This is a genomic window from Rhizobium sp. TH135 (assembly GCF_002855515.1).
GTDB lineage: Bacteria > Pseudomonadota > Alphaproteobacteria > Rhizobiales > Rhizobiaceae > Allorhizobium.
Window position 1 is genome coordinate 774,907 of record NZ_PKRP01000001.1, and the last position, 22,278, is coordinate 797,184.

General features: G+C 61.6%; 21 protein-coding genes. 8 read left to right on the forward strand and 13 right to left on the reverse strand.

The features are described 5' to 3' along the window. The first annotated feature begins 12 nt into the window (after positions 1-12). The 3 genes from C0V73_RS03715 to pcaF are packed head-to-tail and all read left to right on the forward strand — an operon-like array spanning position 13 to position 2,634. The gene (locus C0V73_RS03715; RefSeq protein WP_102018612.1) at positions 13-720 is read left to right on the forward strand and encodes a 3-oxoacid CoA-transferase subunit A; all 708 of its coding nucleotides are present in this window, start codon (positions 13-15) and stop codon (positions 718-720) included. Continuing rightward, positions 717-1,418, forward strand: coding sequence for a 3-oxoacid CoA-transferase subunit B (locus tag C0V73_RS03720; RefSeq protein ID WP_102018613.1), 702 nt, complete (start codon positions 717-719; stop codon positions 1,416-1,418). Before C0V73_RS03715 ends, C0V73_RS03720 begins: the two co-directional genes overlap by 4 nt. Positions 1,419-1,428: 10 nt before the next feature. Next, a complete protein-coding gene (gene pcaF, locus C0V73_RS03725) occupies positions 1,429-2,634 on the forward strand; it encodes a 3-oxoadipyl-CoA thiolase (protein WP_102018614.1) in 1,206 nt (401 codons plus the stop codon). A gap of 41 nt (positions 2,635-2,675) precedes the next feature. Here pcaF and C0V73_RS03730 read toward each other — a convergent pair whose 3' ends face one another. Continuing rightward, on the reverse strand, positions 2,676-3,272 hold the full coding sequence (locus tag C0V73_RS03730; protein ID WP_348627163.1) for a DUF922 domain-containing protein: 597 nt from the start codon (positions 3,270-3,272) through the stop codon (positions 2,676-2,678). A gap of 192 nt (positions 3,273-3,464) precedes the next feature. Here C0V73_RS03730 and C0V73_RS03735 point away from each other — a divergent pair, with 192 nt between their 5' ends. Further along, a complete protein-coding gene (locus tag C0V73_RS03735; protein WP_102018616.1) occupies positions 3,465-5,459 on the forward strand; it encodes an EAL domain-containing protein in 1,995 nt (664 codons plus the stop codon). Positions 5,460-5,462: 3 nt separating this feature from the next. Here C0V73_RS03735 and C0V73_RS03740 read toward each other — a convergent pair whose 3' ends face one another. From C0V73_RS03740 to C0V73_RS03770, 7 genes are read right to left on the reverse strand one after another with little or no spacing between them, the layout of a single operon-like run. Continuing rightward, entirely contained in the window at positions 5,463-6,212 is a 750-nt protein-coding gene (locus C0V73_RS03740; RefSeq protein WP_102018617.1) for a copper homeostasis protein CutC, read from the reverse strand. A 9-nt stretch (positions 6,213-6,221) separates the two neighbouring features. Further along, entirely contained in the window at positions 6,222-7,433 is a 1,212-nt protein-coding gene (locus tag C0V73_RS03745; protein WP_102018618.1) for an MFS transporter, read from the reverse strand. 59 nt (positions 7,434-7,492) lie between these two features. After that, positions 7,493-8,932 carry a M81 family metallopeptidase gene (locus C0V73_RS03750; protein WP_102018619.1) on the reverse strand — a complete coding sequence of 480 codons (1,440 nt, stop codon included), beginning with the start codon at positions 8,930-8,932 and terminating at the stop codon, positions 7,493-7,495. A gap of 13 nt (positions 8,933-8,945) precedes the next feature. Continuing rightward, positions 8,946-10,877, reverse strand: coding sequence for a family 20 glycosylhydrolase (locus tag C0V73_RS03755; RefSeq protein ID WP_102018620.1), 1,932 nt, complete (start codon positions 10,875-10,877; stop codon positions 8,946-8,948). Between the two features lie 25 nt (positions 10,878-10,902). Beyond that, positions 10,903-11,679 (reverse strand): SDR family oxidoreductase, encoded by a 777-nt coding sequence (locus C0V73_RS03760; RefSeq protein WP_102018621.1) that lies wholly within the window; start codon positions 11,677-11,679, stop codon positions 10,903-10,905. A gap of 32 nt (positions 11,680-11,711) precedes the next feature. Beyond that, positions 11,712-12,578: a MurR/RpiR family transcriptional regulator gene (locus C0V73_RS03765; protein WP_102018622.1), complete on the reverse strand. Its 867-nt coding sequence runs from the start codon at positions 12,576-12,578 to the stop codon at positions 11,712-11,714. Between the two features lie 16 nt (positions 12,579-12,594). Further along, a complete protein-coding gene (locus C0V73_RS03770) occupies positions 12,595-12,981 on the reverse strand; it encodes a RidA family protein (RefSeq protein WP_102018623.1) in 387 nt (128 codons plus the stop codon). Positions 12,982-13,093: 112 nt separating this feature from the next. On the opposite strand from C0V73_RS03770, the gene C0V73_RS03775 reads away from it, so the two are divergent. From C0V73_RS03775 to C0V73_RS03790, 4 genes are read left to right on the forward strand one after another with little or no spacing between them, the layout of a single operon-like run. Further along, on the forward strand, positions 13,094-13,585 hold the full coding sequence (locus C0V73_RS03775; RefSeq protein ID WP_102018624.1) for a hypothetical protein: 492 nt from the start codon (positions 13,094-13,096) through the stop codon (positions 13,583-13,585). Between the two features lie 37 nt (positions 13,586-13,622). Then, entirely contained in the window at positions 13,623-15,104 is a 1,482-nt protein-coding gene (locus C0V73_RS03780; protein ID WP_102018625.1) for a M81 family metallopeptidase, read from the forward strand. Beyond that, positions 15,101-16,192: a D-TA family PLP-dependent enzyme gene (locus C0V73_RS03785; RefSeq protein ID WP_102018626.1), complete on the forward strand. Its 1,092-nt coding sequence runs from the start codon at positions 15,101-15,103 to the stop codon at positions 16,190-16,192. The genes C0V73_RS03780 and C0V73_RS03785 overlap by 4 nt, the downstream gene beginning before the upstream one ends. A gap of 52 nt (positions 16,193-16,244) precedes the next feature. Then, complete coding sequence (locus C0V73_RS03790; RefSeq protein WP_102018627.1) at positions 16,245-16,679, forward strand: GFA family protein; 435 nt, start codon at positions 16,245-16,247, stop codon at positions 16,677-16,679. Between the two features lie 86 nt (positions 16,680-16,765). Here C0V73_RS03790 and ugpC read toward each other — a convergent pair whose 3' ends face one another. The 5 genes from ugpC to C0V73_RS03815 form a co-directional block, all read right to left on the reverse strand. Then, entirely contained in the window at positions 16,766-17,896 is a 1,131-nt protein-coding gene (gene ugpC, locus C0V73_RS03795) for a sn-glycerol-3-phosphate ABC transporter ATP-binding protein UgpC (RefSeq protein WP_102018628.1), read from the reverse strand. A 100-nt stretch (positions 17,897-17,996) separates the two neighbouring features. After that, positions 17,997-19,217 carry an ABC transporter substrate-binding protein gene (locus tag C0V73_RS03800; RefSeq protein WP_102018629.1) on the reverse strand — a complete coding sequence of 407 codons (1,221 nt, stop codon included), beginning with the start codon at positions 19,215-19,217 and terminating at the stop codon, positions 17,997-17,999. A gap of 64 nt (positions 19,218-19,281) precedes the next feature. After that, positions 19,282-20,142: a carbohydrate ABC transporter permease gene (locus C0V73_RS03805; RefSeq protein WP_102018630.1), complete on the reverse strand. Its 861-nt coding sequence runs from the start codon at positions 20,140-20,142 to the stop codon at positions 19,282-19,284. After that, a complete protein-coding gene (locus tag C0V73_RS03810) occupies positions 20,139-21,023 on the reverse strand; it encodes a sugar ABC transporter permease (protein WP_102018631.1) in 885 nt (294 codons plus the stop codon). Before C0V73_RS03810 ends, C0V73_RS03805 begins: the two co-directional genes overlap by 4 nt. Before the next feature lie 12 nt (positions 21,024-21,035). Further along, positions 21,036-22,220: a Gfo/Idh/MocA family oxidoreductase gene (locus C0V73_RS03815; RefSeq protein ID WP_102018632.1), complete on the reverse strand. Its 1,185-nt coding sequence runs from the start codon at positions 22,218-22,220 to the stop codon at positions 21,036-21,038. Between the last annotated feature and the right edge of the window lie 58 nt (positions 22,221-22,278).

Below are 22,278 nucleotides of genomic sequence, written 5' to 3' on the forward strand. Positions count from 1 at the left end.
ACGGGAGTTCCCATGGACAAGACAATTGCGAGCCTGGCAGACGCCGTGGCCGAAATCGGCGACGGCGCAACGGTGATGATCGGCGGCTTCGGCGGCTCCGGCGCGCCGATCGAGCTCATTCACGCGCTTATCGACAAGGGCCCGAAGAACCTGACGGTCATCAACAACAATGCCGGCAACGGTCGCATCGGCATCGCCGCCATGATCGATGCCGGCCTGGTCAAGAAGATGATCTGCTCCTTCCCGCGCTCCTCCGACCCGCGCGCCTTTACCGACCGTTACCTTGCCGGTGAGATCGAGCTGGAATTGGTGCCGCAGGGCACGCTCGCCGAGCGCATCCGTGCCGGTGGCGCCGGCATCCCGGCCTTCTACACGCCCACGAGCTTCGGCACGGAACTGGCCAACGGCAAGGTGATCGCTGAGTTCGATGGCCGCAAATACGTGCAGGAGCGCTGGCTGAAGGCCGACTTCGCCATCGTCAAGGCGCATCTCGGCGATACCATGGGCAACCTGACCTACCGGATGGCAGGCCGCAACTTCAATCCGCTGATGTGCATGGCCGCCGCCAAGACCATCGCCCAGGTCTCGAAGATCGTCGCCCCCGGCGGCATCGATCCCGAGCAGGTGATTACACCCGGCATCTTTGTCGATGGCGTCGTTGAAGTCGCCAACCCGCAACAGGAAGAAGCGCTGATCCGCGCCGGAGTGGTTTACGCATGAGCGACGCAGCTGCAATCGACACCCGCGAAGACATCAAGCTCTCCAACGCCCAGATCGCCTGGCGCGCCGCCCAGGACATTGAGGACGGCGCCTATGTGAATCTCGGCATCGGCTTTCCGGAAATGGTCGCCAAGTTCCAGCCTGAGGGACGCGAAGCGATCTTCCACACGGAAAACGGCGTGCTGAACTTCGGCGAAGCCCCACCGGCGGGCGAGGAAGACTGGGACCTGATCAATGCCGGCAAGAAGGCGATCACGCTGAAGCCGGGTGCGGCCTTCTTCCATCACGCCGACAGTTTCGCCATGGTCCGCGGCGGCCATCTCGACGTCGCGATCCTCGGCGCGTACCAGGTGGCCGAAAACGGTGACCTCGCCAACTGGCGTGTCGGCTCCAAGGGCGTTCCCGCCGTCGGCGGCGCCATGGACCTCGTGCACGGTGCCAAGCAGGTCGTCGTCATCACCGAACACGTCACCAAGGATGGCAAGCCGAAACTCGTTGAGCGCTGCACCTTCCCGTTGACCGGCGTCGGCTGCATCACCCGCGTCTATACGAGCCACGCCGTCATCGACATCGTCGACGGCAAGTTCGTCGTGCGCGAAAAGCTCGCCGCCATGACCATGGACGAGCTACAGGCCATGACCGGTGGCAAGCTCCACACCGACGGTCCGGTCGCCGACCTCGTCGTCCCGGCCCTGTGAGGAAAATCCAATGACCGAAGCCTTTATCTGCGATTACATCCGCACGCCCATCGGCCGTTTCGGCGGTTCGCTCTCCTCCGTCCGCGCCGATGATCTTGGCGCCGTGCCGCTCAAGGCACTGATGGAGCGGAATGCCTCCGTCGACTGGGAAGCCGTCGAGGACGTGATCTTCGGCTGCGCCAACCAGGCTGGCGAAGACAACCGCAACGTCGCCCGGATGTCGCTGCTGCTGGCGGGCCTCCCCGTTTCGGTGACCGGCACCACGATCAACCGTCTCTGCGGGTCCGGCATGGATGCCGTGATCACGGCGGCCCGCGCCATCAAGTCAGGCGAGGCCGAGCTGATGATTGCAGGCGGCGTCGAAAGCATGAGCCGCGCGCCCTTCGTCATGCCAAAGGCCGACACAGCCTTTTCTCGCAATGCCGAGATCTACGACACCACGATCGGCTGGCGCTTCGTCAATCCACTGATGAAGAAGCAATATGGCGTCGATTCCATGCCGGAAACCGGCGACAACGTCGCGATCGATTTCAAGGTCTCGCGTGAAGACCAGGACGCCTTTGCAGTCCGCAGCCAGGCCAAGGCAGCGGAAGCGCAGGCCAATGGCCGACTGGCGAAGGAAATCACAGCCGTCACAGTACCTCAGCGCAAGGGCGATCCCGTGATCGTCGACCGCGACGAACATCCGCGCGCGACCTCGGTCGAGGCGCTGGCCAAGCTGAAGCCGGTCAACAAGATGGAGGGGGCTACCGTCACCGCCGGCAATGCGTCGGGCGTCAATGACGGCGCTGCCGCCCTGATCATCGCGTCTGAAGCTGCCGTGAAGAAATACGGCCTTAACCCCATCGCCCGCATCCTGGGTGGCGCGACGGCTGGCGTCCCGCCGCGCATCATGGGATTCGGCCCGGCACCGGCCTCGAAGAAGCTGCTTGCCAGCCTCGGGCTCACGCAGCAACAGATAGATGTCATCGAACTGAACGAGGCCTTTGCATCCCAGGGCATCGCCACGCTGCGCGATCTCGGCATTGCCGACGACGCCCCGCGCGTAAACCGCAACGGCGGCGCGATCGCTCTTGGCCATCCGCTTGGCATGTCGGGCGCCCGCATCGCCGGAACGGCAGCGCTGGAACTGAAGGTGACAGGCGGGCGCTATGCGCTTTCCACCATGTGCATCGGCGTCGGCCAGGGCATCGCGATCGCTCTGGAGCGTGTCTGATCAGAATACCAGTGCACGCCAGACCGGCGTGCACGTCTTCGTCACGGATTGAGAAAAGCCAGGATCAACTGATGCACCGCCCCGCCGGGCGACATCTCGATCTGGTCGTATTCGCTATGGCGCGCACCGTGCGCGTCGGAAATCGGTTTCAACTGCGCCTGCAGCGCCGCACGCACCTTCTTGCAGCCCGGATCGTTTTCATCACGCAGGCCGATCGACACATCCTGGATCGCCTGCGTGAGGTCCTTCATGAACTGCCCATGCAGCTTCTCATGCTCGACGATCCCGTCGTAGAAAGTCTGCCACTTCGCCGCCACCTCCGGTGGAAGCTTCTGAGCGGGCTTCGGCAGCGTGTAAGTGATAACAAGTCTCGGCTTGGCCGTCGCTAGCACGCAGGCCTGCCCCTGCTGCTGATAGTCGCGCTGCCAGGTGAGCTTGAAGGTCGTGTGGGCAATCACCCGCCCGAGGCTGAGCTTCGGTCCACGCTCGCCGATCGACTGGTAGAGCTCCATCGGCGCGATGCCATTGACCTTGTAATGCTCCACCTTTTCGGTCGCCTGCCATTCCTGAGCGGCGGCTGGCAATGCTGCGGCGAGTGAGGCGATGAGGACGGCGAGCAGACGAGAGATCGAATTCACGGTGAGGCGGCTCCTAGGATCAGGCATCCTGATACCGGCCGACTTAGCCAACCGCAATGACCATCTGAAGGCAGCCTGCGATGGTGCTTGAATCTGGTAGTCCGCGCTTTCCGCAATTTTAACGGATTCTCATATAAAAAAACAAGCTTGAAGCGACGGGGAGAGCGGACAGGCGTGGCTGAAAAAGGGACGATGCAAGACATCCGAAGCCGGATGGGAGAGTGGTTCGGCCTGCTAAAGGTTCCCAACGGCAATCCGGCGCTGACGGCAGCCCAGTTCGAGGCTTTCTCCAAGCAGGTCCCCCTGCTCTACTTTATTCTTGCCACAAACCTGATCTCGCTCGCCTGGACGCATCAGGGTGCAGCACCGGCTTATCTCGTCGTCTACCTGCCGACTGTCCTGACGGCCCTCTTCGCCCTGCGCTCCCTGATCTGGCTCAGGGGCCGGAACCGCGAGAGAACACCGGAGCAAGCCTACAGGCAGCTCCGCGCCACCAACATTCTCAGCTTTCCGATCGCCGTTTTCTGCACCGCCTGGTCGATTTCGCTGCTTCCCTATGGTGACGCCTATCAGAAAGCGCATGTCGCCTTCTTCATGGCGATCACCGTCATCGGATGCATCTTCTGCCTGATGCACCTGCGCTCCGCAGCCCTGATAGTGACGGTGACGGTCAACCTGCCTTTCTTCGTCGTCATGTGCCTGTCGGGCGAGCCGACCTTCATTGCCACCGGCGTGAACGTAATTCTGGTGACGATGGCGATGATCATGATCCTCGTCTCGCACTACCGAGACTTTCGCCAGCTGCACGAATCCCGCAATGTCCTGATGCTGCAACAACAGGCGCTGCAGGAGCAGAACAAGGCCATGCAGGCGCTCTCGGACGAGAACCTGCGCCTTGCCAATCTAGACAGCCTGACGCTTCTCGCCAACCGCCGCAGCTTCTTTCACATGCTGGAGACGGCCTTTGCGCGGGCGAGCGTCGCGGGTGACAAGCTTGCGGTCGGCGTCATCGACCTTGATGGATTCAAGCCGGTCAACGATCTCTATGGTCACTCCGCAGGCGACAAGGTGCTGATCGAAATCGGTGCCCGCCTGTCGGCCATCCATGACAAAGGACTGTCGGTCTATCGTCTCGGCGGCGACGAGTTCGGCCTCTTGCTCGAGGGTGAATGCGGCGACAACGAGGTCATGGCGCTTGGCCAGAAGGTCTGCGAACTGATTGCCGAACGCATCAATATCGGCAGCGGCATGGTTCAGGTCACCGGCTCCGTCGGTTTTGCCCTCTATCCGAACGTCGGTGAGACAGGCCAGGAAATCTATGAGCTTGCCGACTATGCGCTCTACACCGCCAAGCGCCATCACCGCGCAGGCACGGTGATTTTCAATGCAGATCAGGCCAACGAACTGAACCGCCAGAAAATCGTCGAAGAGGCCCTCGTCGCAGCCGACCTGGATAAGGAACTCTCGCTCGTCTTCCAGCCGATCACCTGCGTCAACCGCCGTATCTGCATCGGCTTCGAGGCTCTTGCGCGCTGGGAAAGCCCGCGCATCGGCCAGGTCTCGCCCGCAGAGTTCATTCCCGTTGCCGAACACAATGGTCGCATCACACTGATCACGCGCCTCCTGTTGGAACGCGCTCTGAGCGTCGCACATCTGTGGCCGGATGACGTCTATCTCTCCTTCAACCTCTCACCACACGATCTCAGCTCGCCGGAAAACACGTTGAAGATCGTCTCGATCGTGCTGAAGAGCGGCTTCGACCCGCGCCGCATCAACTTCGAGATCACCGAAACCGCCGTCATGCACGACTTCGAGCAGGCGAGCGCCTCGATCCAGATGCTGCGCGAAATGGGGGCCGGCATTTCGCTCGACGATTTCGGCACCGGCTATTCCAGCTTGAGCCATGTGCACAAGCTACCGCTCACCAAGATCAAGATCGACGGCAGCTTCGTGCGCAACATTCACACGCGCCGGACGAGCTTCAACATCGTCAAATCCGTGCTGGCGCTTTGCGCGGAGATGGAGCTGGAAGCGATTGTCGAAGGCGTCGAGACTGAAGAGGAACTGCGGATCCTTGAAAATCTCGGTGTCCGGGCGGTGCAGGGCTACTACTTCAGCAAGCCGATGCTGGCGGCCGAGACCGTCAAGTTCCTGGCGGCAAAACCTGCCCAGGCGATGGCGTCTTAAGGGTCAGTCCCGCCCCGGCCGCAACTGCGCCTTCAGAAGACGGACGATATCGGCATCCGTGTACCGGGGTGCCTCGGTCGAGAAACCGAGTTCGGTCAGTCGTGGCTCGCCGATACCCGCCCGGCTGCAGGACGCATGCAGTTCCCTCACCCCGGCAATCGCGAGAAAACGACCCGCATTCTCTGGCCGCACGCCACCCCCGGGCATGATCGAAACGCGGCCGGAACCCCGCTTCGCCAGTCGGGCAATCACATCAATGCCCTCTTCGGCATGCCGCGCACCGCCCGATGTCAGCACACGGGAGAAACCGAGTTCGATCGCAAGATCAAGGGCTGCATCCATGTCTTCAACGACATCGATCGCCCGATGCAAAGTGAGGTCCAGCCCCTGTGCCGCATCGATGAGCCGACGGATGACGTCTTTATCCAGCGCACCAGCGGGCGTGGTCACGCCGATCACAACTCCGGCCAAGCCGGCCTCGCGCGCAGCCACAATGTCGGCCTCCATCAGCGCGACTTCGGCCTCGCTAAAGATGAAGCCACCGGCGCGCGGACGGATCAGCGCATGGACGGGGATCGGTGCTTTGGCCGCGACCACCATGAAACCACGAGAGGGCGTAAGCCCGCCGGAACCAAGCGCTGAGCAGAGTTCGATCCGGTCAGCGCCACCGGCGACGGCCGCGTCCAGCCCGGCGACGTCATCGACGCAGATTTCGAGCAGCGGTCCTGCGGCTTTCTCCCGAGATGTCACCATGCTCCTCCCTCAACCCTCTGTCTTCACGCGTGGCACCCGATCGAGCAACCACAGCAGGCAGACGCCGATGAACCCCGCGATCGAGGCAATGATCGCAGTCCCTGCATAGTCGCTGATGCTGGTGCCGAGCGCAAACATCAGCGAGGCCATGCCACCGCTGAGGAAGATGTTGACCGCAATCAGCGAGCTACCGAGGCCGGCCCGGTCCGCGATCAGGTTCTGCAGATAGGTAATCGGGATTGCGATGATGCCTGCCGCTCCAAGGCCTGCAACGACAGTCAACAGATAGACGTCCATCGGTCGGTCAGCGAGGCCGAGGAAGACGAGATAGCTGCAATAGATCAGCGCAGCCGTCACCATCGCGAAGAGGATGGAGGTTCGGGCTTCGACCCATCCCCAGAAGAGGATGAAGATGATCTCGAGGAAGGCTACGATACCGACGATCACGCCGACGTCAGCCGGTGTTCCGCCGGCCTTGCCGGTGACGATCAGCGGAAGCACGGTGCCATTGGCATGCAGCATGGCCGAGATCAGCGAGATCGCCAGAAGCCTTGGCAACACGCTTGCCGAGCCGATCTGCCGGATGGAACGGAAGAAGGAATAGTGCTGCCGTTCCCCCTCCTGCACAGGCGGCAAGCGATCGAGCCCGAAGACGAACAGAAGAAGACACACAAGGCAGGCGAGGCTCGCGAGCAGGAAAGCCGGCAGCATGCTGGGCTGGCCGGCAAGCAGCGCCCCGACGATGCCGGGAACGAGCACCCACGAAGCAGACAGTACAGCCCGGACGGCAGAATTCACCGCCATCAGCTCGCGCACGGCCATGCCCGAGGAGACCGCCCGGATATTGGCGAAGATCAGCGAATTGATCGTGCCGAAGACCGGGATCAAGACCAGCGTCGCGATGGCGAACATGACAGGTGTCGGCACCACATAGACCAACCCGAAACCGCCGATGCCGAAAAGCGCTGCCAGGATCATCGGCGACCGGAAATGGCCGAGCCGATCGGCGATGATGCCAGCCGTCACGCTGGCCGTAACATTCACCACGGCGGCTAGGAAGATCAGCACTGAGTAGACGGCGTCGGACAGTCCGAGTTCGCGGATGCCGATCAACGACATGTAGGGCGACGTCGCAGCGCCCGAGAAGCCGAAGAAGAAGATCGCGGCCGCACTGACCCGGATCGGCTTGTGGCGATAGACCACCGAAAAGGAGGACAACATCAAGGGTACAATCGGGTTGGGGATCGTGCCGCCGAAGGGGCGGCACCGACATCAATGTCTCAAGGGAATCGCGTCGAGAAGAAGACCTTCGGCATATAACTGAAATCCTTGACGAAGGGATAGCTCGGCTGATGGCGTCGGTGACTGGGCAGGTTCTCGATATCCTGGTTGATCACGCCATCCGTCAGCGCCATCAGGTTCGGATTGGCGATCGGCGCAAGCTCCGGCGAGAGATAGCCCGACTTGACGACGAGCAGCCGAACCTTGGTCGGATCGAGACCAAGCCGGGTGAAATCCGCGATGTTGTGATAGGGCCTGCGCCTTGCCGCGAGCACCAGCGTGATGCCACCAATCTTGACGACCGCCTGTTGCTCGGCAGCCGAGCCGGGATCATCGAGAAAGACGACATCCGCCTCCACCTCGACAGAAGGGCTTGCCGGATCGAGCGAACCACCGACCGTCAGCGACACCCGCGCGCCGGCACCGGCTTCGAAACAGCGTTCGACGGCGGGACGGTCGGTTATGCCAGCAATCAGGACATCATCGATCGACCGCGCCAGAAGCGCCTTCAACACATCCGCCCGGTCGCCCACGCCACCCCCGGTCGGGTTGTCGCCGGAATCAGCGAGGATAACAGGCCGTGTCTCGGTGCTTTCAGCGATATCCAGCATCTCCGCGAGAGGACCCGTAACCGGTCCAAAGCGGAAGTCTTCGCGCGCATCCCAGTAGGACTGAGCAATGGCAGCCGTAACCTTTTCCGCCGCAGCCTTGTCGACAGCCGTGACGACGGCACAGGCCGTCCCGCGTGGCTCGTCGGCCCAGACATAGCCGACCATCAGGTTGGCGTCCCAGATGCCTGGCACGGCATCATGCTCCGGCAGCTTCAGATAGAGGCTCTTCGCCGGCTCGTCCTCGGTCGAGGTGCGCTCGCCGGGCAGGAGAACCGGCACCGGCGCCCAGGCGACGCCCGGCTTCTCGCCGGTGGTGAGCGTCCGAACCAGCATCGACCAGGCCCGCGCCATGGTCTCCCGCACATCGATATGCGGCGCTGTGCGATAACCGGCGAAGATATCCAGCTGATCGACAATCTTCTGTGTGACATTGCCGTGCAGGTCATAGCTCGCCGCAACCGGGACATCGGGCCCGACGACTGCGCGCGCCGCCGAAATCCAGTCACCCTCGGCATCATCCATGCCCTCGACATTCATCGCGCCATGCATGGCGAGATAAAGCCCGTCGATCGGCAGTGCAGCTTTCAGCCGCTCGAGGAACTCAGCCTTGAAGCCCTCATAAGTCGCGCGCGCCAAGGGACCCCCGGGAACTGCGCGGGCATGCAGCAGTGGCAGATGCTCCACGCCTTCCGCTTCGAGGAAATCGAAATACTCGTGCGCCAACAGGTCCGGCCCGCGCAGCACGCGAAAATCCTCCGGCTGCATCAAGACGGGAGACGAGGTCGAGCATTCGGTATGGATACCGCCAACGGCGATGCGGAAGGTCATAGGCCTCAATTCCTCAGTAGCGGGGGCTCAAACGAACGATGGCGGCAAAGCGCAGCCAGTCCTTGTTGTCCTTCGGCGTCCAGGCCGCCTCGGCGATGGCCGGAAGACGCGGGAAGACGAGGTGATTGAAGTAGTCGCGGGTCAGGAAGTGTTCGCACCAGATGCAGGCTTGAACGCCGCGCATGCGGGCCGCAAGCTCGGCCGGAAACTCGGCGACCGCCTCATACGTGTAGGTATGCTTGGGTGGAACAGTGCCGGCCCAGCTTGCACCCGGCTCCTGGAAGGCCTCGTCCTGCACCATGTCGAGATAATAGGCCTGGCCCGGTGTCATGACGACGTCGTAGCCCTGTTTTGCCAGTTCCAGCCCGACCTCCGGCTTCTGCCAGGCCATCAGCAATGTGCCCTCGGGATCGACGCCGCCGCCATGGCTGACTTCGTCCCAACCGGCGAGCTTGCGGCCGCGCTCGGCCAGCATCTTCTGGATACGCTTCATGAAATAGCTCTGCAGCCCGAAGGTGCCTTCGATGCCTTCCTGCTCCATCAGCTTGCGGGCAAGCGGAGAGGCCATCCAGGTATTGGCCGCCACTTCATCGCCGCCAATATGAATAAGCGTCGACGGGAAGAGCTCGACCATTTCGTCGAACACCTTGCCCAGCACCTCGTAGGTGTATTCGATCGCCGGGTTAAGCGCATTGTTTGGATAGCCCTGCACCGAGCGATAGCTGTCCGGTGCTTCCTGTCCGTCGACCAGTTCCGGCAGCGCCACCAGCATCGCCGTGCTGTGGCCGGGGATGTCGATCTCCGGCACCACTTCGACCTGTAGAGCTGCGGCATGGGCAACGATGTCACGCACCTCGTCCTGGGCGTAGAAACCGCCGACCGGCTCGGCGCCATTACCGAGCTGCGGCAGGAGCGGCTCGTCCGGACCGCGCAACACGCCAAGCGTCGTCAGCTGCGGGAAAGCCTTGATCTCGAGCCGCCAGGCTTCGTCATCGGACAGATGCCAGTGGAAGGTGTTCATCCGGAACCAGGCGAGGATGTCGATCAGGCGTTTAACGTCCGCAACGGGGAAGAACTGGCGGGAGACATCGAGATGGCAACCGCGCCAGTCGTAGCGCGGCTTGTCGGCGACCGTGCCTGATGCGGGAAAACGGAAGGTCTCCGGCTGGGAGCGCGCACCGTGCAGCATCTGGGAGAGCAGGGTCAGTGCATATTGCAGGCCCGCGACATCGCCATAGGTGAGCGTGATGCCATCAGCGGCGAAGTCTAGCCGAAAGGCAGAGGCACCAAGCGCCTCGTCGGACTTGAGGAAGAGTGCCCGCCCCTGATGCACCGGCGCCAGCGAAAGCGGCGCATGGCCGACCGGGAACAGCCGGCAGAAGAGGCGCAGCACATTCTCGACAGCGCGCAGTTCGACCAGCGAGGCGCCTTCTGCCGGATAAAGCGCGACGGGGAAGCCTTCTCCGGCGATCAGGTCGGCCGATGCCGGCCAAGGCAACATTGCAAAGGGCTGGGAAACCTTGCCCTCGGGCAGGAGCGCTGGAGGTGGTGCACTATGACCACCGCCGAGAATCAGGTCGGCAACTGCGACGGCGGCATGCTGACCGGTGGAGAGGGTGATGTAGGCGGACTTCGCCCCATCCGTCCTGTGTTTGGCTGGGCGCCAGAGGCCACCGACCCGGAAGGTCCAGGAAGCACCCGGTTGCAGCACGAAGCCTGCCGGCGGCGCGAACTGATGGAAGTTGGCATTGCGCTTCAGGAAGATGGCGTTCTCGAGGAGCGGCTCTTCCAGATCCTTCACGCGGGTGAGCGACGTATAGGCGAGCTTGAAATCGGAAAGCGCCACGTCGGAGAGATTGACCAGCGTGAAGACGAAGGCGCCGCAGTCGTCGCCCTCCACCGGATGCCACGCGTTTTCGAGGCGGAACTGAACTTCTGTTGCCATGGGGAATGCTCCTGGCTTGTCGATTTCAATAATTGTCGGATTGCGAGAAGGTTCGCGCGAGTTCGGCCTGGCCCGCTGTCAGCCCGCAATCGACCGGAAGGCACACGCCCGTGATGGCAGCCGCCTGATCGCTCGAAAGGAAGAAGACCGCATTGGCAATGTCCTCAGCCGTCGCAATGCGGCGCAGCGCATACCAGCGCTTGGCTTCCTCGAAGACCTGAGGATTGGCGGCAGCCCGCGCCTCCCAGGCTTGGGTGCGCACCGTGCCGGGGGCGACCGCATTGGAGCGGATGCCGTATTTGCCGTATTCGACGGCAATCAACTTGGTGAGATGAATAAGCCCGGCCTTTGCCGCGCTGTAGGCGGGATGACCGAAGACGGCCATGCCATTGACCGAGGAAATGTTGACGAGCGCGCCCTTGGACGCCTTCAGCGCGTCCTCAAAAGCGCGGAAGCAGAGAAAGGGCGCTTCGAGATTGAGCGCATTATCCTTGCGCCAGATCTCACCATCGGTATCGCCGAGGCTCACCGCCCGCGCTGCGCCGGCATTGTTGACCAGCGTATGCACGAGGCCATGGCCGGCCACGCGAGCAGCGGTATCGGCGAGAGACACCTCGTCCGTCACATCGCACGTGAGCGGCACGAAACGCGGATCGCTTCCGAGCTCCACGATTGCCTTGTCCAAGGCAGCAGAATCCAGATCCAGCAACACCACGATGTCGTGGCTGTCCGCCAGACGCTTGGCGATCGCCCGCCCGATATCTCCGGCAGCACCGGTTACGACAGCAACCTTATGCGTCACGGCAGGTCTCCGCTATCGATACTGGCATGGGCTCAGTCTCCGAGAAGTTGCCGGTCGTCTCCGCCATCGCGGTGTTCGACCAGCTGTTGCTTGATATGGCGCAGCGTCACCTGCGACTGCTTGCGATTGCGATAGGCGACCAGGCTCGCGATCACGTCGACGACGGCGAGATAGGCAAAGCGCGTCGAGGTCGGCCGGAAGATGTTTTCACCCTCCGGCAGATCGATGCCGATGACGAGTTCGGACGCCTCGGCCACCAGGCTGTTGCTTTGGGTGAGCGCGATCGTGGTGATGCCGTTCTCGCGGGCGAGCTTGAAGCATTTCACCAGCTCGGCGTTGCGACCCGAAAACGACGAGCCGATCAAAACGTCATTGGAGCGAGCAGCAGCCGTCAGCATCAGTTGCATATTGTGATCGGCAGAGGCCGTGACCCGCGAGCCCAGACGAAACAGGCGGTTCTGAATCTCGCCCGAGATCATCGACGAATTGCCGCCCGAGCCGAAGGCATAAACCATCTCTGCCCGCGCCAACCGGTCCGCTACCTTGTCGAGAACTGCAGGATCGAGCGCCCGGTGCACCATGAACATGGCGTTCTGCGCCTTGGTGATGACATCGGTGGCCACATCGGCAGGCTCAGTGCTCTGCGCCTCCGGGTTGAGATAGCGCACGCCAACATAGGCCGTGCGCGCCAGGCTCACCTTGAAATCGGCGAAGTTCTGGCAGCCGAGACGACGGCAGAAGCGCGTCACCGTCGGCGGCGAGACCTCTGCCTTCTCGGCCAGTTCGATGATCGAGGCATTGACGGCGAAGTCGAAGGAATTGAGCAGGATATCCGCGATGCGTTGCTCGGAGGCCGAAAACTGCCCTGCCTCTTCCTGAATGCGCGCGAAGATATCCAATGCCCTGCCCTCTCTCTTATTTCGAAGGCTTGAAGGCTACGCAGTCGATCTCGACCTTGCAATCAACCATCATCGAGGCCTGGACGCAGGCGCGCGCCGGTGGGTGTTCGCCGAAATACTGCTGGTAGATCTTGTTGAAGGTCCAGAAGTCGCGGGGGTCATCCAGCCACACGCCACAGCGCACCACATGCTCCAGCCCATAGCCGGCCTCGTCCAGAATGGCGATGACATTGGCGATCGTCTTGTGGGTCTGCTCGATGATGCCACCCGGGATGATCTCCCCGTCTTCCATGGCTACCTGGCCGGAAACATAAAGCCAGCCATCGGCCTCGACAGCGCGGGCAAACGGCAGCCGCTGCCCACCCGCACCCGCCTTCTCGGCCCCGTAACGCTTGATCGTCATGGACACCCCTCATGCAAATTATTTTCTTCTATCGTTGACAAGCGACCACAAAAAACGGATTTTGACCAGACAAAATCGACATTCATGAAAAGAATTTAAAAGCGGGGGAGATATGCGCGACCCATTCCACAATCCGTTTCCGGCAACAGACGAAGCCCGCCATGCCATATGGGAGATGCTCGTCCCCCGCGATATCGATGCCTTCCTCGCCGCCGACTGGGGCATGGTCGCCCATGACTTCGTTGAGGACGGCTTCATCGGCATCAGTGGCAATCGCGAGGAGGATCCGGACAAGTGGACGCTGGCATTCCCCAATCTGCCCGCTTATCGCGACGAGTGGCTGACGCAGGCCAAGGACTTCGCCGCCCAGACCTATGGCGAGGATCCGCGTAGCGCAATCTTCACGACGACGACGTTGGAAGAGATCGAGATCTCAGGCGAGACGGCACTGGTGCGCAAGAAGTTCGACGGCGGCATCAAGAAGGTAGACGGCACATTCGACGTCATGCGCTGGCAGACGCTCTACTATTGCCGCCTGCATGAAGGCCGCTGGAAAATCTCCGGCTTTACCGGTTATCTGCCCAATCCGATGGGCAAGCGCTGAACCGCCCTCAAACCCTCAAGACCCCGGAGGTCAGCCTTTGCGCATCTTCACCGCCGCGCTTGCAACGGAAACGAACACCTTCTCCCCGATCTGCATCGACCGGCGCGCCTTCGAGGATTCGCTCTATGCACCTCCGGGACAACATCCCGCGACACCCACGCTCTGCACCGCGCCGATCACGGTTGGCCGCAAGGTCTGCGCTGACAAGGGCTGGACCCTGATCGAAGGCACAGCGACCTGGGCGGATCCTGCAGGTCTCGTCAACCGGCAGACATTCGAGAGCCTGCGCGACGAGATCCTCGGCCAGCTGCGCGGAGCCATGCCCGTCGATGCCGTGGTGCTCGGCCTGCATGGCGCCATGGTCGCAGACGGTTATCTCGACCCGGAAGGCGATCTCTTGACCCGCATACGCGAGATCATCGGCCCTGATATCCTTCTCTGCGCAGAGCTCGATCCGCATAGCCACCTGACGGCAAAGCGCGTGGCCGCCGCCGATTTCTTCGTCGTCTTCAAGGAGTTCCCGCACACCGATTTCGTCGACCGCGCCGAAGATCTCTGGCGGATCGCAGTCGACACGCTGGAAGGTCGGGTGAAGCCGGTCATGTCGGTTTTCGACTGCCGGATGATCGATATCTTCCCGACGTCGCGCGAGCCGATGCGCAGCTTTGTTGACAGACTTATGGCCATTGAAAAGGTCGATGTAGACGTTCTGTCACTCTCTGTTATCCACGGCTTCATGGCCGGTGACGTGCCTGAGATGGGCACCAAGACAATTGCTGTGACCAACGGCAATGCTGACAAGGGCGCAATGCTCGCCCGCGACCTCGGCCTTGAGCTGTTTGCCAAGCGCGGCACCTTCATGATGCCGCAGATTGATGAGAAGACCGCTCTCGACAAGGCTCTTGCCTATCCGGAAGGCCCCGTCGTCATTGCCGACATGTGGGACAATCCGGGTGGCGGCACGGCGGGTGACGCGACCGTGATCCTTGAGGAAATGCTGGCGCGAGGCGTGACGAATGCCGCTGTCGGCATGATCTGGGATCCGATTGCCGTGCAGATCTGCATGGCCGCCGGCGAAGGCGCTGAAATCCCGCTGCGTTTCGGCGCAAAATCGGCCCCCGGCACCGGCCACCCGGTCGACGCATTGGTGAAGGTGGTCAAGGTCGTGCCTTCTGCCGAAATGCGTTTCGGCGACAGCATCGCCCCCTTCGGCGATGCCGCCCATATCCGGCTTGAGGGTATCGACATCATCCTGAGCTCGGTCCGCGTCCAGAGCTACGATCCCTCGCTGTTCACCGCGCTCGGCATCGACCCGACGACGAAGCACCTGCTGGTCATCAAGTCGACCAACCACTTCTATGCCGCCTTCTCGCAGATCGCCTCGGAAATTCTCTACTGCGCCGCAGGTACACCCTATCCGAACGATCCGGCCAAAACAGCCTATCGGCATGTGCGCCGCGATATCTGGCCGATCATGGCCAATCCGCACGAGACGCCCGAAGGCAGCGAGGCCGCATGATGGAACTCCCCCGCCCCAAGCCCGGCCAGCCGATATCAGAACTCTCCACGCCGCTACCGCTGATCGACGAGCGGAAGCTTGCCACCAATATCGAGCGTGTGCAGGCCTACATGGACAGCCACGGCCTCGCCTTCCGTCCGCACATCAAGACCCACAAGATCCCGGCGATCGCAGCCGAACAGGTCAAGGCGGGCGCGAAGGGCATCAACTGCCAGAAAATCACCGAAGCCGAGATCTTCGCCGATGCCGGCTTCGAAGACCTGCTGATCACATTCAACATTCTGGGCAGCGAGAAACACAAGCGCCTCGTCGCCCTTAACGCCCGCATTTCCGGCCTGAAGGTCGTAGCGGACAGCGAAACCACCGTACGCGGACTTTCCTGCGCTTTCTCACAGACCCGCCCGCTGACCGTTCTCGTTGAATGCGACACCGGCGGCGGACGCTGTGGCGTCCAGAGCCCGGATGAGGCCGTAGCACTTGCCGAGACAATCGCTGCTGCCCCCGGCCTCACCTTCGGCGGCATCCTGACCTATCCCAAAGCAGACACAGAAGAGGCCGTCGAAGCATTCTTCGCTGCGACACTCGCCGGCCTCGCGGCCAGTGGCATTGCCTGCCCCATCGTCTCCAATGGCGGCACGCCCAGTCTCTTCTCGGCGCATAAGGTGACCTCGGCGACCGAGCACCGGGCCGGCACCTATGTCTATAACGATCGCGCGATGGCAAGATCTGGCCATTGCAGCCTCGACGACTGCGCCATGCACATCCTGGCGACCGTCGTCTCCCGTCCGATAGAGGATCGCGCCATCCTAGACGCCGGCTCCAAGGCGCTGACTTCGGACCTGCTCGGCTTCTCCGACTACGGCATGATCGTCGAGTATCCAGACGCGGTCATTACAGGTCTTTCCGAGGAGCACGGCACGGTCGACCTGTCGAAGGTTGAGGGCCGGCGACCGGAGATCGGCGAAAAGGTCAGGATCATCCCCAACCACACCTGCGTGGTCTCGAACCTCTTCGATATCATGACCTTCCACCGCGACGGCATCGTCACCCGTGTGGAAGAGGTCGCAGCCCGAGGGCTCGTCTGGTAACGGCTTGCACCTCGCTGTCCTGTACGCCTAGTTTGGCCCCAGGAGGACGATCATGGGCAGGAAGACCACAAACTCGGGAATAGGCCGGCTACGCGGCGGCTGCATGTGCGGCGCCGTTACCTACGAGGTTACGGATCGCTTCCTCTACGCGATCAACTGTCACTGCTCGAAATGCCGCCGCACCACGGGCGCGGCCTTCAAGCCCATCGCCGGCGTCACAACTGACGAATTCACGGTGACGGCAGGTGCGGACGCGATGTTCCGCCACGGAGACCCTGAAGGCATCCATGACATGCACTGCCGCACCTGCGGCTCCCTCGTCTACTCCTGGATCGCCGAGAATGTCAGTGTGAAAGTCCATGTGCCCATGGGCACCCTTATCGACCCGCCCTCGATGAAGCCCACCATGCACATCTTCGTCGGCTCAAAGGCGCCATGGTACGAGATCCTCGATGACCTGCCGCAGTTCGACGAATTTCCGGGCTGACCACAAGCCGCCCCTTCCCCTAAACGAAAAAAGGTCCGCCCGAAGGCGGACCAGGGGATTGGCCTTTGGCATGGCCGGGAGGAGCTTTATTCAGCCGCCGTGACGGAGGCGGGCAAGTCGAGCGTGCGCCAGTCGATGCGCCGTTCCAGCGCCTCGCCATTGGCGTCGAAGAGGTGGCAGTCTGCCGCCATGATGCCGGTGACCATCGGCTGCTCGACACGGATCGGCGCCGAACCGGGCAAGAGTGCACAATAGGGTTCGCCGTTCGGCAGTGCGGCATAGGCGATGGTGTTGATGCCGAGCCGCTCGATGACGCTGGGCGTCACCATGATGTTGATATCGCCTTCGCTGAGACGCGTGTGCTCAGGCCGGATACCGAGCGTCAGCGACTGACCGACGAGATCGGGACGCGCATCGACCGGGATCAGCGCCGTCTGGCCCTCATAGGAAATCGTCACGCCGATCGCATCGACGCCGACACAGGTGACCGGCACGAAGTTCATCTTCGGGTTGCCGATGAAGCCGGCCACGAAGGTGTTTTGCGGCTTGTGATAGAGCTCGAGCGGCGCACCCACCTGGGCGATATGGCCGGCATTCAACACGACGATCCGGTCGGCCATGGTCATGGCCTCGATCTGGTCATGGGTAACGTAGATCATCGTCGCTTCGAGGTCGCGATGCAGCTTTGTAAGCTCGATGCGCATGTCGGCGCGCAGGGCCGCGTCGAGGTTGGACAGCGGCTCGTCGAAGAGGAAGATCTTCGGTTCGCGCACGATCGCGCGGCCGATGGCAACACGCTGGCGCTGGCCGCCGGAAAGCTGGCCTGGGCGCTGCTGCAGGCGTTGATCGAGCTGCAGGATCTTGGCAACGCCTCCCACCTTCTCGCGGATCTGCTCTTCTGAGAGCTTCTCGACGCGCAGTGGGAAGGCAATGTTCTCGAAAACGGACATATGCGGATAAAGCGCGTAGGACTGGAAGACCATGGCGATGCCGCGTTCGACCGGCGGCTTGTCGTTGACCCGTTCGCCATCGATGACGATGTCACCGTCGGTCGTGTCATCGAGGCCTGCGATCATGCGCAACAGTGTGGACTTGCCGCAGCCCGAGGGTCCGACGAAAACGACGAACTCGCCGTCCTTCACCTCGAGATCGACACCCTTGATGACCTCGAAATGTCCGTACGACTTGCGCACCTTTTTCAGAAATAGCTGACCCACGACCCTCAGTCTCCATTGCCGGTCCTGTAGCGACCAGCCAAACCCGCTTGATGAATTCCACGGGCCGAAAACCGGCCCGTGGAGCCTCGGTTGCCCGAGATTACTTGTACTGCTCGAGTTCGCCGGCAGCCTTCTTCAGGGCATCGGCCGGCTCGGCCTTGCCGGTGACGACAGACTGGACCATCTCGATCATGACGTTCTGGAAGCCCTTGTAGTCGGTGAAGAGGGGCTCCGGACCACCATAGGCGATGCCGTCGATGAACGGCTTCCAGAAGGGCTCGTTGGCAACGAACTGGTCGACCACGGCGCCCGGACGAAGCGGGGTAAGGCCAGCGCCGCCCTGCAGTTCGTATTCGTGCTGGATGTCGGTCGAGGTGATGTACTTGGCGAATTCGGTCGCCTTTTCCTCAACGCCCGAGCCCTTGAAAATGGCAAGGCTGTCGGTGATCAGCAGCGTGCCTTCACCCTTGGCGGACGGACCGAGCGGCAGCGGAGCAACGCCCCAGTTGACCTTGGTGTCTTTCAGGCGATAGGCGGCGCCCGAACCGGCCTGGATCATGCCGACCTTGCCGTCGAGGAAGATGGCGCGGATTTCGTTCTGCTCGTAGGCGGTTGCACCTTCGACGGAGTAAGGCGTGATGTCCTTGTAGGCCTGGAGGGCGGCCAGAACTTCCGGGCTGTCGATGACAATGGCGTCGCCGTCGATTACCTTGCCGTTGTTGGTGTAAACCCAGTGCATGAACTGGTGCATGGTGTTGTCAAAGGTCTTGGCCGGCAGACCGTAACCGGCAGTGCCAGTCTTTTCCTTGATCTGCTTGGCGAATTCGATTTCTTCAGCCCAGGTCTTCGGCGGAGTTTCCGGGTCGAGGCCGGCGGCCTTGAACAGGTCCTTGTTCCAGTACAGCGCCTTGGTCGAGAAGGCGACCGGAACGCCCCACTGCGTGTCTTCGAAGGTCACGGTGTCGACGATGTTCGGGTAGTACGAGGCTTTCTCCTCATCCGTCATCGGAACCGGAACGATGAGTTCGTTCTGCGCAAATTCCTTCAGCGTACGCGAGCCGACATAGGCCATGGCAACGGGTGTGCCCGCAACGGCAAGCGTCGTTGCCTTGTCCTGGCACTGCTCCCAGCCGACGACTTCAGGCTTGACCTTCCAGCCGGCATTCTTGCCTTCCCATTCGGCGATGTACTTCTCGTGGATCGGGTCGATCTTGTCGCCGCAATAGATCCAGCTGATCTCCTGGTCGGCCGCTAGCGTGGTGAGCGCCGAGCTTGCGAGCAGGGCGAACGAGCCTGCGAGCATGGTCAGTTTTCTTGTCATCGGTAGTTCCCCTTTGTTGACAGATTGAAAGCGTCCGGTTGGCCCGAATTTTGATTGGCAGCCTTTATTTCACGGCACCAGCGGTCAGTCCGCTGACGAGGTAGCGCTGCAGGAAAAAGATCACGATCATGGCGGGTGCGATCCCGACGAAGCTCGCCGCCATCAGCTCGTTCCAGATGACCTCCTGGCGACCGAAATAGGCAAACAGCCCGATCGGAAGCGGCATGTATTCGGTCTTGGAATTGAAGGTGAGGGCAAAGATGAACTGCTGGGCATAGGCGCCAATGAAGGTGGTGATGGCGACGACAGCGATGCCAGGTGTGGCGAGCGGCAGGATGACCCGGCGGAAGGTGTAGAAATAGCCGGCGCCATCGACATAGGCTGCTTCTTCCAGCTCCCGTGGGATGCGCATCATGTAGGTGCGCAACAGCCAGATGGCCGACGGGATGAGAAAGGCGACACCCGGCACTATCATCGCAAAGTAGGTGTTCAGCACGCCCATCGACCGCATCAGCCGGAAGAGCGGGATGAGCAGCACGGCGCCCGAGAACATGTTGACCGCGAGGAAGGCTGCAAGCAGCTGGCCACGACCGCGGAACTCGAAGCGGGCAAAGGCGTAGGATGCCGGCACCACGAGCAGGAGCACGACCATGGTTGCGATCGTCGAGATGAAGAAGGAGTTGAAGATATAGCGCGCAAAGCCCGGCACGCTGTCCCACATGGTGATGTAAGCATCGAACGAACCGTTTTCCGGCCAGAAACGATAGGGCGAGGAAAACAGCTGGCTGAGCGGCTTGAGCGACACCAGGAAGCCTTCGACGAAGGGCGCGAGCACGAATGTCAGGAAGAGCGCGATACCCGCATAGATGCCGACCAATTCATACCAGCGATAGCGGTTGATCAGGGCTGTCTTGTCGTAGCTCATCGGGCATGCTCCTGCGAGAGACGGCTGGTCACGCGGAAATAGGCGACGCAGAAGATCGAGAGGAAGATGCAGATCAGGACTGCACGGGCGGCACCCTCCCCGTATTTCTTCGAGCCGATCGCGGTGTGATAGGTATCGATGATCATCGTGGTGGTCTCGCCGCTCGGCCCGCCGCGCGTCAGGATCCAGATGATGTCGAAGGAGTTGAAGGTCGCGATCAGGGACAGCATCGACATGGTGATCATGGCCGGCAGGATCAGCGGCAGGGTGATGCGGCGGAAGCGATAGAAGCGGCCTGCACCATCCGTCCATGCGGCCTCGTAGAGATCCTGGGGGATCGCCTGCATGGCAGCCAGCATGTAGAGCGTGACCATCGGCACACCGATCCACACATCGGTGAAGATCGTTGCCCAGAAGGCGGTCGAACCATAGGCCAGGAAGGCGACGGGTCCGTCGACCACGCCCATGCGCTGCAGCACGCCGGAAATCATCCCGAACTGGCCGTTATACATCCAGCCCCACATGAAAATGCCGATCGCCATGGGCACGATCCAGGGCGGCATGGTGAGCACCCGGAAAAGTGTGCGGCCAGGCACCGCCGTGTTCAGCATCGCGGCACCGAATGTGCCGATGATCATCTTGATCGACACCGAGAAGAAGGTCCAGATGAAGGTCCTGATGATGACGGTGGCGAAGGTATCGTTGAAGATCTTCTCGTAGTTCACCCAGCCCACCCAATTTGTCGTCTTCTTGAGCGACGCGTCGGTGAACGAGAGAATGAAGGTCTGCACCAGCGGATAGGCGACGATGACGGCGATATAGAGAAGGGCCGGCGCAATCAGCAGCCAGGCAAAGATGATAGCACTTCGGCGAGCTTGCATCCGACCGCTCCTTTACGCCGACCGAACACGGGCGGAAGCGTCCGACGTGCCGTGCAGGCAGCCATCGAACTTCTCCCAGACCGGCTTCAGATCGACGACCTTGCGGGCGAGCCGCGCTTCATCCATGGCAAGCGCCAGAATGCCGGCTTCGAGCGCATCGATGGCGGACACGGGCTGCTTGGCACCCGTCTGCACAAAGGCAATCACGTCTTCTGCCATCTGCTCGTCGGCACCGTAGTGCTGCGACAGAGAGGACGGGGCCTTGTATGTGTTTGCAATGACCTTCTCATTGGTGCGGGCGTCATGGACATCCATGAACCCGCGCACGAAGTCACCTTCCGCCATGCCCTTCGAGCCGATGACGCAGAAGCGACGGAACTCGTCAGGGACATTGAGATTGGTGTGGAAGGTCATCGACACACCGTTCTCGTATTCGACGATCGCGGTCTGGAAATCGATGATGTCGCCGTCGCTGTCGAACACCTTGTCGGAGCCCTGCCAGCCGCTCGGCTTGCGGTGATAGACGTTGAGGTCGTTGATACCTTCTGCCTCAGGCGCATTTTCCGGCACGAAGCTCTTGCGGCCGCCGAAGCTCGCGACGAAACGCGGACGGGCACCGACCACGCCGTTGTAAAGATCGAGGTCGTGACAGCACTTTTCCAGCATGAAGCCACCGGCATAACGGCCATAACGGCGCCAGTCGCGCATGAAGAAAGCGCCGTGATAGGGCTGAATATGCTCGGACGCCTCGATCGAGACGACATTGCCGAGACGCCCCTCTTCCTGCGCCTTGCGCAGATCGCGGTAGAGCGGGGAGTAACGCAGGACCAGACCGACCAGCAGACGATCGTGGCCATAGGTATTCAGCAGCGACGCGAGCGTATAGCTTTCCTCGATGCTGGTGACGATCGGCTTTTCGGTGAAGACAGTCAGGCCAGCCTCAAGGCCGAGCCGGATATGGTCGAGATGCAGGTGGTTCGGCGAACCGATCATCAGAAGATCGAAAGTCTCACCGGCGATCAGAGCTTCAGGCGTCTCGTAGACCTTGCCGGCAGAGATACCATGCTCATCGAGCGTTACCATCCCGGCTGGCGCCGGATCGACATAGCCGACGATCTCGAAGCTCGGATCAATCTCCTTGAACACCCGACCCAGATATCCAAGACGGAATCCGAGTCCGATAATCGCGACCTTCATGATGCATTCCCCTGCTTTCGTAATTATTTTTCGCAGACTGCGTCAATTTTCCAAGATC